This is a genomic window from Streptomyces sp. NBC_00353, from assembly GCF_036108815.1.
In the GTDB taxonomy this organism is placed as follows: Bacteria; Actinomycetota; Actinomycetes; order Streptomycetales; family Streptomycetaceae; genus Streptomyces.
The window spans coordinates 7,689,228-7,702,240 of record NZ_CP107985.1 but is presented as its reverse complement, the minus strand read 5'-3'; the positions used below and the strand labels follow the sequence as shown (position 1 = coordinate 7,702,240).

General features: G+C 68.1%; 14 protein-coding genes. 7 read left to right on the top strand and 7 right to left on the bottom strand.

The features are described 5' to 3' along the window. Positions 1-153 precede the first annotated feature (153 nt). Positions 154-1,329 (bottom strand): macrolide family glycosyltransferase, encoded by a 1,176-nt coding sequence (locus OHA88_RS34740; protein ID WP_328628407.1) that lies wholly within the window; start codon positions 1,327-1,329, stop codon positions 154-156. A 401-nt stretch (positions 1,330-1,730) separates the two neighbouring features. On the opposite strand from OHA88_RS34740, the gene OHA88_RS34735 reads away from it, so the two are divergent. From OHA88_RS34735 to OHA88_RS34725, 3 genes are all read left to right on the top strand, one after another. Continuing rightward, positions 1,731-2,183: a hypothetical protein gene (locus OHA88_RS34735; protein WP_328628406.1), complete on the top strand. Its 453-nt coding sequence runs from the start codon at positions 1,731-1,733 to the stop codon at positions 2,181-2,183. 8 nt (positions 2,184-2,191) lie between these two features. Further along, positions 2,192-4,339: a hypothetical protein gene (locus OHA88_RS34730; protein ID WP_328628405.1), complete on the top strand. Its 2,148-nt coding sequence runs from the start codon at positions 2,192-2,194 to the stop codon at positions 4,337-4,339. 151 nt (positions 4,340-4,490) lie between these two features. After that, a complete protein-coding gene (locus OHA88_RS34725; protein ID WP_328628404.1) occupies positions 4,491-5,018 on the top strand; it encodes a hypothetical protein in 528 nt (175 codons plus the stop codon). Between the two features lie 136 nt (positions 5,019-5,154). On the opposite strand, the gene drmC is transcribed toward OHA88_RS34725, so the two are convergent. Beyond that, entirely contained in the window at positions 5,155-5,919 is a 765-nt protein-coding gene (gene drmC / locus OHA88_RS34720; protein ID WP_328628403.1) for a DISARM system phospholipase D-like protein DrmC, read from the bottom strand. Further along, a complete protein-coding gene (locus OHA88_RS34715) occupies positions 5,916-6,104 on the bottom strand; it encodes a hypothetical protein (RefSeq protein ID WP_328628402.1) in 189 nt (62 codons plus the stop codon). The genes drmC and OHA88_RS34715 overlap by 4 nt, the downstream gene beginning before the upstream one ends. A gap of 30 nt (positions 6,105-6,134) precedes the next feature. Here OHA88_RS34715 and OHA88_RS34710 point away from each other — a divergent pair, with 30 nt between their 5' ends. Then, positions 6,135-6,854 carry a hypothetical protein gene (locus OHA88_RS34710; RefSeq protein WP_328628401.1) on the top strand — a complete coding sequence of 240 codons (720 nt, stop codon included), beginning with the start codon at positions 6,135-6,137 and terminating at the stop codon, positions 6,852-6,854. Between the two features lie 52 nt (positions 6,855-6,906). Here OHA88_RS34710 and OHA88_RS34705 read toward each other — a convergent pair whose 3' ends face one another. After that, positions 6,907-7,458, bottom strand: coding sequence for a DoxX family protein (locus tag OHA88_RS34705; RefSeq protein WP_443044317.1), 552 nt, complete (start codon positions 7,456-7,458; stop codon positions 6,907-6,909). 223 nt (positions 7,459-7,681) lie between these two features. Between OHA88_RS34705 and OHA88_RS34700 the strand changes: the two genes are divergently transcribed. Continuing rightward, positions 7,682-8,332 (top strand): alpha/beta hydrolase, encoded by a 651-nt coding sequence (locus OHA88_RS34700; protein WP_328628400.1) that lies wholly within the window; start codon positions 7,682-7,684, stop codon positions 8,330-8,332. Between the two features lie 116 nt (positions 8,333-8,448). On the opposite strand, the gene OHA88_RS34695 is transcribed toward OHA88_RS34700, so the two are convergent. After that, positions 8,449-8,571, bottom strand: a complete 123-nt coding sequence (locus OHA88_RS34695) for a hypothetical protein (RefSeq protein ID WP_328628399.1) — start codon at positions 8,569-8,571, stop codon at positions 8,449-8,451. 104 nt (positions 8,572-8,675) lie between these two features. Further along, positions 8,676-9,836 carry an alkaline phosphatase PhoX gene (locus OHA88_RS34690; protein ID WP_328628398.1) on the bottom strand — a complete coding sequence of 387 codons (1,161 nt, stop codon included), beginning with the start codon at positions 9,834-9,836 and terminating at the stop codon, positions 8,676-8,678. A gap of 586 nt (positions 9,837-10,422) precedes the next feature. Between OHA88_RS34690 and OHA88_RS34685 the strand changes: the two genes are divergently transcribed. Together OHA88_RS34685 and OHA88_RS34680 are read left to right on the top strand one after the other, a co-directional pair. Beyond that, positions 10,423-10,935 (top strand): hypothetical protein, encoded by a 513-nt coding sequence (locus OHA88_RS34685; RefSeq protein ID WP_328628397.1) that lies wholly within the window; start codon positions 10,423-10,425, stop codon positions 10,933-10,935. A gap of 185 nt (positions 10,936-11,120) precedes the next feature. Next, the gene (locus OHA88_RS34680) at positions 11,121-11,618 is read left to right on the top strand and encodes a phospholipase (RefSeq protein WP_328628396.1); all 498 of its coding nucleotides are present in this window, start codon (positions 11,121-11,123) and stop codon (positions 11,616-11,618) included. Between the two features lie 214 nt (positions 11,619-11,832). Here the strand turns inward: OHA88_RS34680 and OHA88_RS34675 are convergent, their stop codons facing one another. Beyond that, positions 11,833-12,918, bottom strand: a complete 1,086-nt coding sequence (locus tag OHA88_RS34675; RefSeq protein WP_328628395.1) for a S1 family peptidase — start codon at positions 12,916-12,918, stop codon at positions 11,833-11,835. Between the last annotated feature and the right edge of the window lie 95 nt (positions 12,919-13,013).

Genomic DNA, 13,013 nt, shown 5'->3' with positions numbered 1-13,013 from the left:
AGGTGAGGAACGCCGTCACCGCACGGGCGGCGCTGCTGGTCGTCGGCGTAGGCACTGCAGCCGCTGTCCATCGCCCCCTGCGTCGGCGCGCCGGACGACACCGAGGGAGCGGCGACCGCCCCCGGTGGCTCGAGCCCTGCCTGAGGGCAGGGCTCAGCCCAGCATCTCCTCGATGAGGCCGGCCGCCCGTGCCGTGCCGCCCTCGGCCCGCACTTCGGCGCGGAGCCGCGCCGAGCACCGGGCGACATCCTCGTCGGCGACGAGTTCGGTGAGCGCGGTGCGCAGGGCCACGGCGGTGGCCTGTGCGGTGTCGACGCGGCGGGCCACGCCCAGGCCGACGAGCCGGTCCGCGTTCATGAACTGCTCGGCGGCCTGCGGGACAGCGATCATGGGAACCCCGGTGTACAGCCCTTCGCTGCTGCCGCCCATCCCCGCGTGGGTGACAAACGCGTCGGCCTGCTCCAGGACCGTCAGCTGAGGCACCCACGAGAGCACCTCGACGTTGGCCGGGATGTCACCGAGTTCGTCCGGGTCCGTGTGTTTCCCGATCTGGAGTACGACGTGCCAGCCGGCCAGGTTGCCGTAGGCGGCCAGGCACTGGCGGTAGAACTCCGGCTGGTTCGTGTACGCCGAGCCCAGCGAGATCAGCAGGACGTTCTCGGCACCGGCCGGCCGTGTCCAGGTGTCCCGGTCCGCGCGGGAGCCGAAGCACGGGCCGACGAACGTCACCACGTCGGTGTCGACCTGGCCGGCGTGCGGTTGCATGGCCCTCGGGATCATCGCCAGGGCCCTCGCAGGCCGGCCGGAGAAGGCGTCCACGTCCGTGGTGGACGCCCCCGACACGGCGAGCCACTGTGCGAACTTCGCCCGGTACGCGTCGGCGCCCGGCAGCCTCCACAACTGTGCGGCCATGTCCTCGTCGTAGCCGTCCCAGGCAACGAAGGTCGGGGAGAGCTGAAGGACGGACCGGCCCTGTGACTCGGCGAGGGCTCGTGCGGCGTAGGCGCCGATGTCGTACAGGTACAGATCCGCCCTGTCCTGGTCGTACGCGGCGCGCAGCTGCGGCAGCGCCTGGACGGCGTCGTCGAGGAAGATGTCCATCGCGGCGATCGGGTCGTCCGGCCAGTCGTTGTCGGCGACCGGCAGGACCGAACCGTACGGGACGAATTCGGCGCCGGTGGCCGTGATCAGGCCGGCCACCGCGGGGTCGTTGGCGTACGTCACCCGATGACCGCGAGCCACCAACTCACGCACGATCTCGAGGCTCGGCAGGACGTGACTGACGGCGGGGATGCCGACCATCGCGATGTGGGTACGGCGAGGGGACATGGAAGATCACTCGTTTCAGGTCTACGGCGAAGAGGACACACCGGACCGGTGCGCCGCAGCCCTGCAGAACTTCCTGGGGCGCGCACGGGTACGCGGTACGGGGAACGGGGACGCTGCCCCGTCCGTGTCAGCCGTAGATCTGGTGGAAGTGCATGCCCAGCATCTTAAGCTGCCGCGGCTCCGGTCACCCGAGGCTCGAGCGGCCGTTCCGCCGGTGCCCGAGGATTCGCATCACAGAAGACGGTTGCCGTAAATGACCCCAGAGGGGACTACAGGCAGCAAATACGGCCCGAATGGAGTTGGTTACAGGTGCAATGCCGCCGAGGCTCCGGGCGTGGACCACTCGGTAGGGTGATCACACCGAACAGTCCGGCAATGAGTGAAAGCAGCCAGGGGGACCCATGTCGTTCGAGGAAGAGTGGGCTCAGCAGAAGGGCGAGGTGATCGAGCGTCACTCGTCGCAGATGCAGTTGAACCAGCTCCCCGCCGACCAAGGGGCCACGACGCAGCCGCCCTTGCTGGGCAGCAGCACCTCACCGGACCTGGCGACCACGCCCGCCAAGAAGAAGAAGGCGGCGAACAGCATCGAGAAAAACCTCGAGCCCGGCACCAGGACTGCGGCCGACGCCGCCGACGAATCCGTCCGCGGAGCCGTCGCCGAGTTCAAGGGCTGGGAGACGGCCGCCGGGCTCGAGAAGGCCCACGCCCACTGGGACGAGCAGGTCAAGCGGCTGATGGGGCGCCTGGGCCAGGAGAAGTCGGCACTCCGGAACACGGCAGTTCTTTTCAGTAACAACGACCTGGAAACCGAGGCCGGTTTCAACTCGGTGAAGTCCAAAGTGTCGGGTATCTAGGGGGAACGATGCCAACGTACGACGAGACCATGCATATAAAGCTGTCCGCACTCACCACGGCGGCGGACGGCTGGAAAACAATGGCGGGCAAATTCAAGACGCTCGAAGACCTCTACGAGGACGATGTACAGAGCATATCCAAGGGGCAGCTCTGGACGGGCGAGAGCGCCTCCGTATCCTCCACCAACTTCGCTTTGACACGCAGTGAGTACGACGCCGCGCAAAAAGAGGCACGAGCCCTGGAGTCGCTCCTTCGTGACGCCCACGGCCAGCTCACCGAGCTGATCGGACGGGTCAAGTCCGCTGTCGCGGAGGCCAAGGAAGCCGGCATGAAGGTCTCGGACCAAGGCGTCGCGAGCTATGACTTCAGCAAGGTCGACGCCCGGACGAAGTACAGCATCCAGCACGACCCGGACCTTCCCGACGTGGAGCATTCCTACACGCAGAAGATCGCTGACGCGGTCAAGGCCGTGACCGAATACGATCACGACATCAAGGTGGCCCTGCTGCAGGCATCGGGGGCCGACAACCCGGCGCTTTTCGGATTCAATTCGAAGCCGGTCAACGACGTCGAGGCCGTTGAGGCCCTCAACCTCACGGAGAAGGTCCGTTCCGGTGATGCTTCCGAGAAGGAGCTGAAGCACTACCGCGACATCATGAACCAGAATTCCAAGGACAAGCATTTCAGCGAGGCCTATCTGAACGGCCTCGGTGCGAAAGGCACCCTGGACCTGGCCGACAGGATGGAGCTGGCGGCCAACGAGAGAGGCGCTTCGAAGGAAGACCAGAAGCTCTACAACTCGATCAGCACCAGCCTTGCGAACGCCGTGGCCTCGGGCACGAAGGATCCGACCGGTTACGCGTACAAGCCCTTCGTCGAGGGGCTCAAGGACGCAGGTACGGACAACATCGGTGACAACCTGCGGCCGGTGAACGGCTACCAGACCGCGGTCACCCTCATGCAGCACGGCAGCGGGTACGGGAAGCAGTTCCTCAACGACGTCGCGAACGACATCATCGACGCCGAGAAGGCCAATCCGAATGTCTGGCTTCACCACGTCGACGCCGGCCGCCCCACGCTGGCGAACGATCCGCTGGACGGAATCCTGGGGATCATGAGCAAGGATCCGGACACGGCCACCTACTTCCTCGACCCGGAGGCCGAGGGGAACAAGAACGACCACCTGAAATACCTGCTGACGGACCGCAAGGAATGGCCCGACGAGTACTTCTCCGGGCCGGGCGCGGTCATGGACGTCGATGACCCCGGCAAGGCCACGGGCCTGGGGGCGGCCATCCAGGCAGCCGCCACCGGCCACGAACCGGGAGAGAAGCTGGGCGAGGCGGGTCCGCACACCGAGGGCCAGGCACGCGTCATGCACAACGCCATCCGCTACCTGGACGACGAGATGGGCGGGGACGAGTTCCCCGAGGACCTGGAAAACCTGCGCCAGCCGATGGCCAAGGCCCTGGCGGACTATGTGCCCGACACGCACATCATCCTGAACGGCCAGGAATCGGACTACGGCGGCGTCGCCGGTAAGGACTCCGTCTACGGGTCCGGCGACAAGGCGCACATCGCCGTGGGCCAAGGCAGCCTCATACGTGTCATGCGGGGTATCTCGGACGACGCGCCGTCCTATTCACTCCTGTATGAATCCGAACGCGCCTACGCCGCCGGGGTACTTGCCGATGCACCGGACTACGAGGGCAACGGGATCCACGGGGCCAGCTCGGACTGGAACCACCGGAGCCAGCAGGTCGGCACGGCGATGGGGGCCATCAACGGAATCGGCGCCGATGTCTACCAGGACAAGGAAGACGACAAGGTCGAATGGGCCGAGGACACCGCCGAGTATTCAGCCATCGGAGCCAACGGGCTCATAGGCGAGATCCCCGTAGTGAGCACCGCGGGTGGCGCGTTGATCGATTCATTCAAGTACGACTGGACCAAGGATGTCGTCGAGGCAGCCGAGCAGCAGGGCAAGCAGGATTCCAGCGAGAACTACGGCCGGGGTATGGACGGAACCACTCGCCTGATCGACGAATGGGGCGAGCAGAGAGGAATCAAGGGCAATGGGCCGTTCAATGAGGCGAGGGACGATGCAGCTGCTGGTTACGCCATCGGAAGAGACGCCGCAGGGGCACACCTCTGAGGTCCGGAGGCCGGTCCGGTCCCGCAAGGGCTTGGCGCTCACAGCGATAGCCCTTCTCTCGCTCGGCGCATCCGCGTGCACAGCAGATGACAACGCCGCCCCGGAGAAGGAGTTCTGTGACGTACCCGCTTCCTCCGCCGAGGGAAAAGCGGTGCGCGCTGTGCTGAAGGCGGACGAGCTCAAGTCCACTGTCTTCGCTCCGACCTCGGATCTGGTCGAAGGCATGCAGGAACGACTGGGAGAAGACCTGAGCACGCCGACGTCGTCTCAGACCACCTGCTCGTTCGCTCCGAGGAACACCTTCGGCTCCAAGAGACTGCGCATCGAGTTCTCCTGGGTTCCGCAGGACACCGAGGCGCGCGACGTGGACAAGCTTCCGGGGAAGCTCAGCCACTACGACGTGAACGGCGCGACTGTCGAAGCCAACGACCTCGTTTCACGGCTCACCGTGCCGTGCCGGATGCCCGGCGACCTCAAGAAGCCGTCCCAGGAGGTGCTGCTCCAGGGACAGGCTTCCAACACCCTGCTCAACGGGACCGACGTCCAGCAGAAGACGGTGGATCAGCAGGTCACCTTCCTCTACCTCATGACCCGCAGAGCCACCGACGCACTCGGCTGCGAAAACGACCCGCTGGCGAAGAAGCCCGTGGTGAAGGCATCGGCCGAGCCTTCCGCATAGCAGCAGTGGGCCCGCTGCCCCCGTGGCTCCTGCCGCTTCCCTGGGGCCGGTCGGCCCCAGGGAAGCGGCAACCCCCGGCGGCTCGGCCCTCGTCTGAGGGGCCCCGGCCCCGGCCCCAAGACACACCCAGCGCCCGTCACACGTGGAGCGGTTGCAGCACCCCCCGGCGCTGCAACTCCGCGATGTGCTCGGCCGCCCGTTGCGGCCCATCTCCGCCACGTACCAGAACGCCCGCCTCGATGTTGCGTCGGGCAGCCGACTCCGTAAGGTTCGCGCTGCCCAGGAAGAGAACACGTCGGTCGGCAACCGCGAGTTTCGCGTGTTGGCGCGCATAGGAGTCGGCGTCCGGGTCGCGTACCCAGTGCCAAAGACGCAATCCGGGTACGGATGCGAACGCGCCGGCCGGCTCCCGGCCAGAAAGGAGACCGCGCGCGCCGGCCAGCGTCTCGACCACCACATGCGTCTGCACGCCTCTGGCGGCGGCCTCGGTCAGGGCCTGCGTCAGCGCCGGATAGGGGCGGGCCGCATAGGTCATGGCGAGCAGCTCGTCACAAGCATCGTTGATGACCTCGACCAGTACCTGAGCGGTCGCCCGCACCGGTACCGCGGGCGTGGAGGGCCCGCTCCACACCGTTCTGACCTGGACCGCGTCCCGAGCACGCAGTTGCGCCGCGACATAGCCCCGCAGGTAGGCCGCGGCTTCCGGACAGGGCAGCGAGTTCTCCTCCAGCGCCTCGTACAGCTTCGCGACGGCCTCCCGGACTCCCGGCGTCGCAAGTTCGGTCAGAGCCCGTTCCCTGCTGTGCCCCCGGGCCAACAGACCGGCCAGGTCCTTCGTACGGGAGGGACCGAGGGCCGTAGCCGCTGCCTCGGCCGCGGCCTCGAAACTCCGTCTGCTCACGACAGCAGACCGACCGGTGTGAGCACCTGGTCCTTGTCCCCGGCGAGCGGGACGAGGAAGCGGCGGTCGAGCGGTGGGTTCCGCCCGGCCGGCGAGGAGTCGTCGAGCTGGACGGAGCTGCGGGCAGCGCTGGTCGCGATGCCCAGCGGCACATGGACGGCGTACGGCGATGTCGCCGAGTTCATCGGCAGCCACCCGGTCCTGTCGGCGCCTACTTGTCGGCCAACCCGACGGCGATCGGCGCTTATCGCGTACTGAACTCCGAGGGAAAGATCTCGCCCTCGTTCCGCTGGGCCGACGACAGTGACCGCATACCTCCGCAGGAGTTGTTGCAGAGCGAGGGCGTGCAGTTCGACCGGTACGGCCGGGCAAACCGGTCCCAGCGCCTGACGGCCGCGGAACTGGCCACCCTGCTGGGCAAGGACGTCGCCCAGCAGACCTCGCACGATCCCCTGCCGGACGGCGAGAACGCGGAGCCGGCCGAGCGCTTCCGCAGCCAGTTGCAGGAACACTGGCCGGAGGCAGTGGCCGGGGTGACCACGACCCTCGACTTCTGGCGTCACCAGGGTGGCTACCTTGACTACGGTCGCCACGAGGAGACGAGCTGCTTCCCCACGCTCGACGCCGGTACCAGCGACCGCCCCCACCTGATGTGGCCGCTTGCCCTCTACCCGGTCACCGGCACCGCCGAGGTCGTCTTCCAGTATCTCAAGGACCGTAGCCCGTTCAACGAGACTGACCAACGCCGCGAACTGTTGCAGCGCCTCAACAAGATCGACGGCATCCAACTACCTGAGGCGAAACTGGAACTGCGCCCGTCATCTGCGAGGTGCTGGACTGGTTCGTCCACACGGCGGCGCTGGACCTGGCCCGCCGGGCCTGAGCCCGGTCTCCGGCTCCAGCATGATCACCGCGTGCCGGAGCCGGAGCGCTGACGGCCGGCCCGGCGCTGACCGTCGGACCGGAGAGGGCTGTGGGAGCCCTGCCTCAGTGACGCAGCAGCAGCGTGACGCCGGCCACGACGGCACCGAGCACGATCGCGGCGACGCCGTAGGCGACCCGGTGTGAGCGCAGCCAGGGCAGCAGTCGGTCCACGGCGATCCGGCCGGGGCCGGTCAGGGCGAGCGTCACCGCGGTCAGGGCGATGAGGATCTCGTACTCGACGCCCTCCGGGGCGAAGAAACCGCCGCCCCACTTGACGGAGATCGCGTTGACAAGAGTGCCCGCGACGGCCGCGGCGGCGAGCGGAGTGAGCAGGCCGAGCGCGAGGCCGAGACCGCCGAGGGTCTCGCTGAGCCCGGCCACGACGGCGAACGCCCTCGGTGAGGGGTAGCCGGTGGCCGCGAAGAACTGCCCGGTGCCGTCGATGCCGCCCCCACCGAACCAGCCGAACAGCTTCTGGGTGCCGTGCGCGGCCATGATCAGGCCGAGTGCGAGGCGCAGGACGAGCAGGCCGATGTCATAGGCGCGGGCGGGGGCGGCCGGGGCCTTCTCGGCCGCGGCGGCGGGGCGGGACAGGGTGGTGGCAGGAGTGGTCAAGGGAGGGGCTCCTCGTGGGGCGGGGGGCAAGGGCCGCGCGACGCTGCGCGGGGCATGAACTTGAAACTTCAAGCTAACTCACCATCGCCCTTGCTTCAACTTTCAAGCAATTCGTGTAAGGTCGGCGCCGCGGCCGGCCGGACCGCGGCGCCGCTTCGGCTCCCCGCTTGTGCACAGCGGTCGGCTGCGACCACGTCCCGTACGTGCACCAGGAGTTGCCGCTATGCCGTACACCGTCGGCCCCACCATCCGCTGGTCCGTCGAGCCCGCCCACAGGCCCGGCACGCCGCTCGTCGTCGCCCTGCACGGGCGGGGGGCGGACGAGGCGTCGTTCGCGCAGCTCGCGCCACATCTGCCGCAGGGCGCCACGGCGGCCTTCGTCCGCGCCCCACTGGCCGAGGGTGCTGGATACGCGTGGTTCGCCAACCGGGGCATCGGGCGCCCGTTGCCCGACTCCATCGCCGCGACCGCCGACTGGCTGTTCGGCTGGCTCGACGCCGAGGCCGCGGGGCACACCTCGGTCTCGCTTCTCGGCTTCTCGGGCGGCATGGCGATGGCGGGCGGTCTGCTGCTCGCCCGCCCGGAGAAATTCGCCGCCGCCGTGCTCCTGTCCGGCACGCTGCCGTGGGACGCGGGCCTGCCGGAGGAGCCGGGACGCCTGGCCGGGGTGCCGGTCTTCTGGGGGCGGGATGACGCGGATCCGGTGATCCCGGCCGACCTTGTGGCCAGGACGGGTGAATGGCTGCGCGAGAAGTCGGGCGCCCGCCTTGCGGAACGCCGTTATCCGGGGCTCGGACACGGCATCGCGCTGCCGGAACTGGCGGATGCCTCGGACTTCTTGCAGGGCGCCTGGAGTGCCGCAGCCCAGCAGTGAGGCCTGGCGGGCGCGCCACCGCCCGGGGCCGCCGGCTCGACCGGAGCTCGGAGATCAGGCCGGCGACGAGTGTCGGCGCCGGCTCGTCGAGGCTGCCGCGGGGCAGTTTCCCGTCCTCATCGAATCGGATCGCAGTCCAGCAGCTCCTTCCGGGCCGCCGCGAACTCGTCGGGCACCTCGTCCCCTGCCGCCCGCTCGGAGAGCACGATCGCGCTGCGAGAGGCGGGCCTGGTAATCACCCTGCGGCACGGCACCACCGTGCACACGCGGTGACGCCGTGCCGCACACACGGTGACGCGGCTGAGCGCCGCCCTGTTGAGAGGCAGCGCCCAGCCGAAGGTGCCTACGCCCGGAAGGGACCGGTCACCTCGTACGTGATGCCGGCGGACGAGCTGCCGGTCGTACCGCGCTGGCTGGAGAAGTACAGCCGCTTGCCGTCGGGCGAGAAGGCCGGTCCGGTGATCTCGGAGGAGGACTGGCCGGTGATCCGCACGAAGGGAGCCACCACGTCGTCGGGCGTGATGATGCAGATCTCCATGTTGCCGCCGTCCTCGGCAACGAACAGGTCACCGGAGGAGGAGCCGGTGACATTGTCGACACCGGTCAGCGGGGCACCGCCGCCCACCACCAGCGAGTCGTCGTAGGCGAGTTCATAGGTGTTCGTGGCCAGGTTGACCTGCCAGACGCGGTTGTCGCCCTTGGTGGTGAACCAGACGGTGTCGTTCGAGTAGTGGCAGCCCTCACCGCCGTTGAATCGCTTGGCACCGGAGACCTGGTCACGGGTCACGGTCGGGGCGCCGTCCGGGTCCGGCACGGTCGCCCAGGTGAACGAACCGGAGGTGGCGGTGCCGGCCTTCAGCACCTGGAGCGTACCGGCGGACAGGTTGCCCCAGGTCGTCGGGATGAAACGGTAGAAGCAGCCGTTGGTCTCGTCCTCGGTCAGGTAGATCACCTTGCGGACCGGGTCGGCCGCAGCCGCCTCGTGCTTGAACTTGCCCATCGCGTCCCGGCGGACGGCCGCGTTCACACCCCACGGGTCGGTCTCGAACACGTACCCGAGGCTGACCTCCTCGCAGGAGAGCCAGGTGTTCCACGGGGTGGCGCCACCCGCGCAGTTCTGCCGGGTGCTGGAGAGGATCCGGTACGCGCCGATGGTCGCGCCGGACGAGGAGAACTTGACCGCGCTCGCGCCGCCGGAGGGGTTGATCTCCGAGTTGGAGACGTAGATCCAGCCGGTGCCGTCGGCGAAGCAGGCACCGCCGTCAGGGGCGTTGTGCCAGGTGTAGTTGGTGGAGCCGACCTTCCGGCCGGACCGGGCGACGACCCTGCTGGTGAACCCGGCAGGCAGCTGTATGCCGTTGGCGTCCGCCGCACCCAGCGCCCCGTACGGTCCGGAACCGGGCTGAGCCGGGGCCGCGTAGGCGGCGCCGTGCATCAGGGTTCCGCCGAAGGCCGCGACCGAACCGCCGATGACCGCTCCACGAAGGAAATTGCGACGTTCCACTTGTCACTCCAGGGGAGGTGGTGACTTGCCCGCCGCCGACCGGCGGCGGGGTCGCACGCTTTCGGAAGGTAGGAGTGGCGAATTGACAGGGTGTGAACACCAAGACATCCGGAGATGATGAGCGCATGCCACCCGTTCGCTGAAGCCGTATCCCAAGAACGGCCGTGAACCGACCGTCGGTGACCTGCGCAAACCCGTCGCCCATGCCGAGCAGTTGTCCGGCACACTGCCCCCGGTCGCCGAGACGCGGCCATGGGCCGCGCGTGCCCACCGCCCAGTTCGTCGAGTATGTCGGCGATCTTGTCGAGGTGGCGATGCTCGACGTCACTGATGTGGAAGGAGCGACGAATCAGACCAACCCCGCGTGCGTCGATGGCGTGGCAGGTCATCGCCATAGCTGTCAGACGGCCCTGCGGCTGGCCTGCCGCGGTCGACGTCGGGACTTCCGGAGGATCTACTCCGCGGCACTGCTTGCCCTGGATGCAACCAGTCGCACAGGTCGCCGCCGAGCCCTTGATCCGCCCCGGGTAGTGTCCGTTCGTCTGAGACGAGCCCCAGATCAGGGGCTGTACGCGGGAGGGGCCTCATGAGCGGTGCGGAGTCGGTCGACAGTACGTGGAAGCTCAGCGACAACGAGGGCGGGGAACTGGCGGGCCGGTGGTGGAAATGGGCCATATCCGCCCCTGAGGACCTCAGCCCGGTCCGGGACACAACAGGCGAGCACGCCGCCTGGAAGCAGCCTGACGACCTCTGGTTCCTCGCCGGCACCTACGGCGGCCAGGTGGTGCGGCGCTGCGCGATCCCCTCGGACCGGCCGGTCTTCTTCCCGGTGCTCAATATGCAGCACACCAGGTCGTACTCGAGGATCCCTCAGTCCATGACGGTGGCAGAGGCCACGGCATCGCTCAACGGCATTCCGTTGCCATTGCAGGAGTTCTCCGCGCCGTTCAGGACGGGGCTCACCCAGCGCTACGCATGGGGCATCTGGGGCGGTATCGCGTCGCTGACTCCCGGTCAGTACGTACTGGAGATCAAGGCCAGGGCCGCGAACGGATTCTGGGTCGACACGACGTACCACTTGGAGTCGAAGGCCCCCTGATCCACACGCCGTTGCGGCCTGGGCAGCCCCTGTATGACAGCTGCCCGACCTGCGGCCAAATGATCGGTGTCCAACTCACGCATGCCCTAGGCATGGCAGGTACATGGCGTCATTCTGGAGCAGCCTCAGGAGACCCACGAGGAGCACGGCCGCCACAACTCCCTTTCATGCCACGGAGGTTGCACATGCGTCGCCGCTTCGCCGTTCCGCTTGCCGCTGTCACCCTGTCGCTCCCACTTGCTCTGCTGCCCGCCGCATCCGCCTCGGCCGCCCCTGCGGACAAGCCACAGGTCCTCAGCTCCTGGACTCAGACAAGCCTCTCCAGCTACAACGCCTGGAACACCGCCCGCAACAACCAGGGCGCCTGGGCCGCGTACGGCTTCGACTGGTCGACGGACTACTGCAGCAGCTCGCCCGACAACCCGTTCGACTTCCCCTTCCAAACGGCCTGCGCCCGGCATGACTTCGGCTACCGCAACTACAAGGCCGCCGGCACCTTCTCCGCCAACAAATCGCGCATCGACTCCGCGTTCTATGCGGACCTCAAGCGCGTATGCGCCGCCTACTCCGGCGCGACACTCACCGCGTGCAACAGCACGGCATGGACCTACTACCACGCCGTGGACATCTTCGGCGTGGCACCGGCCAAGGCGAGCTCCGACGGACCGACCCGGGCCGCCTGACCATCGCCAACAGCCCTGCGGACATGGTCGGCCTCACAAGTGAGGCCGACCAGACCACCATAGGGCCTCGCCCAACTGAGGCGGGAGAGCTCATTTGCCGATGCGCCGGCCGACCGGATGATTCCCGCGCAACCGTCACGCCGGTCGTTCGTTGGCCTGGCCCGTCTCCGGAGCCGGCCAACGAACAGGGACAGCGCCCCGAGAACCCGCCTGATCAGCCGATCTCGGCCCCGAACGCCGCCAGCGCTTCCGGCACCGGCTGGAAGAACGTCTCGCCGCCCGAGGAGCAGTCACCGCTGCCGCCGGAGGTCAGGCCGATCGCGGTGTCGCCAGCGAAGAGCGAGCCGCCGCTGTCGCCCGGCTCCGCGCAGACCGTCGTCTGGATGAGGCCTTCGACGATGTCGCCGTTGCCGTAGTTCACCGTGGCGTCGAGTCCGGTGACCTGGCCGTCGTGCACCTGGGTGGTGGAACCGCTGCGGGTCACCGTCATGCCGACGGTCGCCTCGCCCGCCTTGGCGATCGGCTGGGTGGAGCCGTTATAGAGGTCGACCTCACTGGGGTGCGGTGTGTCGGAGGTGTACTTCACCAGCCCGAAGTCGTTGCCCGGGAATTCGGAGCCCGCGTTCGTACCGATCTCCGCGCCGCCCTGCGAGTCGGACCAGCTGCTGATCGCCTCGGTGCAGTGTCCCGCGGTCAGGAAGTACGGCTCACCGTCCTTGACCACGTTGAAACCGAGCGAACAGCGCCCGCCGTTGCCCCAGATCGCGTCGCCGCCCGCGATGAACGGCTTGAACTCCCCGGCGGTCTTCTTGAGTTCGGCCTTGCCGCCCAGCCGGTCGACGACCGCGCCGAGTCTGTCCCAGGCCGCACCGTCGACCGTACGGTCGGCAGTGACGACCACCTTGTTGCTGACCGGGTCGACGGCCCATGAGGTGCCGGGGATCGTGGCCTTGGCAGTGAGGGTCTGCCGGGCCGACGTCAGCTCGGCGAGCGAGTTCGTCACGACCCTGGCCCTGCCGCCCGCCTGCCGCACCTGCTCGGCGGCGGCCCGGTCGACCACGTTCACGATCAGGTTCTTCGACTTGGCGTCGTAGTACGAGCCGGCCGCGTCGCCGCCCAGATCCTGTCCGAGAGCGGTGGCGAGCTTTCCGGCCGCGTTCGCCGTCAGGGTCCGGGCGGTGAACTGCGGTACGTCGTCACTGGCGTTCGCACTCTGGAACGTGACTCCCGCTGCGACCAGGGCGACAACGGCCGATCCGGCCATCACCGCACGCTTCCTGGATATGCGCCGATGCTTCAACTTCGACCTCCTGTGGGGGCCGCACACAGGCAAGTGGGGTGTCTGTGTACGGAGGATGGAGCCGCCCACTATTCCGACCGGGCCGATAGCACACA

Excerpts from the sequence above, each read along its gene's own strand:
- OHA88_RS34740 (WP_328628407.1), bottom strand. The coding sequence starts at position 1,329 with ATGTCCCCTCGCCGTACCCACATCGCGATGGTCGGCATCCCCGCCGTC.
- OHA88_RS34735 (WP_328628406.1), top strand. The coding sequence starts at position 1,731 with ATGTCGTTCGAGGAAGAGTGGGCTCAGCAGAAGGGCGAGGTGATCGAG.
- OHA88_RS34730 (WP_328628405.1), top strand. The coding sequence starts at position 2,192 with ATGCCAACGTACGACGAGACCATGCATATAAAGCTGTCCGCACTCACC.
- OHA88_RS34715 (WP_328628402.1), bottom strand. The coding sequence starts at position 6,104 with ATGAACTCGGCGACATCGCCGTACGCCGTCCATGTGCCGCTGGGCATC.
- OHA88_RS34700 (WP_328628400.1), top strand. The coding sequence starts at position 7,682 with ATGCCGTACACCGTCGGCCCCACCATCCGCTGGTCCGTCGAGCCCGCC.
- OHA88_RS34685 (WP_328628397.1), top strand. The coding sequence starts at position 10,423 with ATGAGCGGTGCGGAGTCGGTCGACAGTACGTGGAAGCTCAGCGACAAC.
- OHA88_RS34680 (WP_328628396.1), top strand. The coding sequence starts at position 11,121 with ATGCGTCGCCGCTTCGCCGTTCCGCTTGCCGCTGTCACCCTGTCGCTC.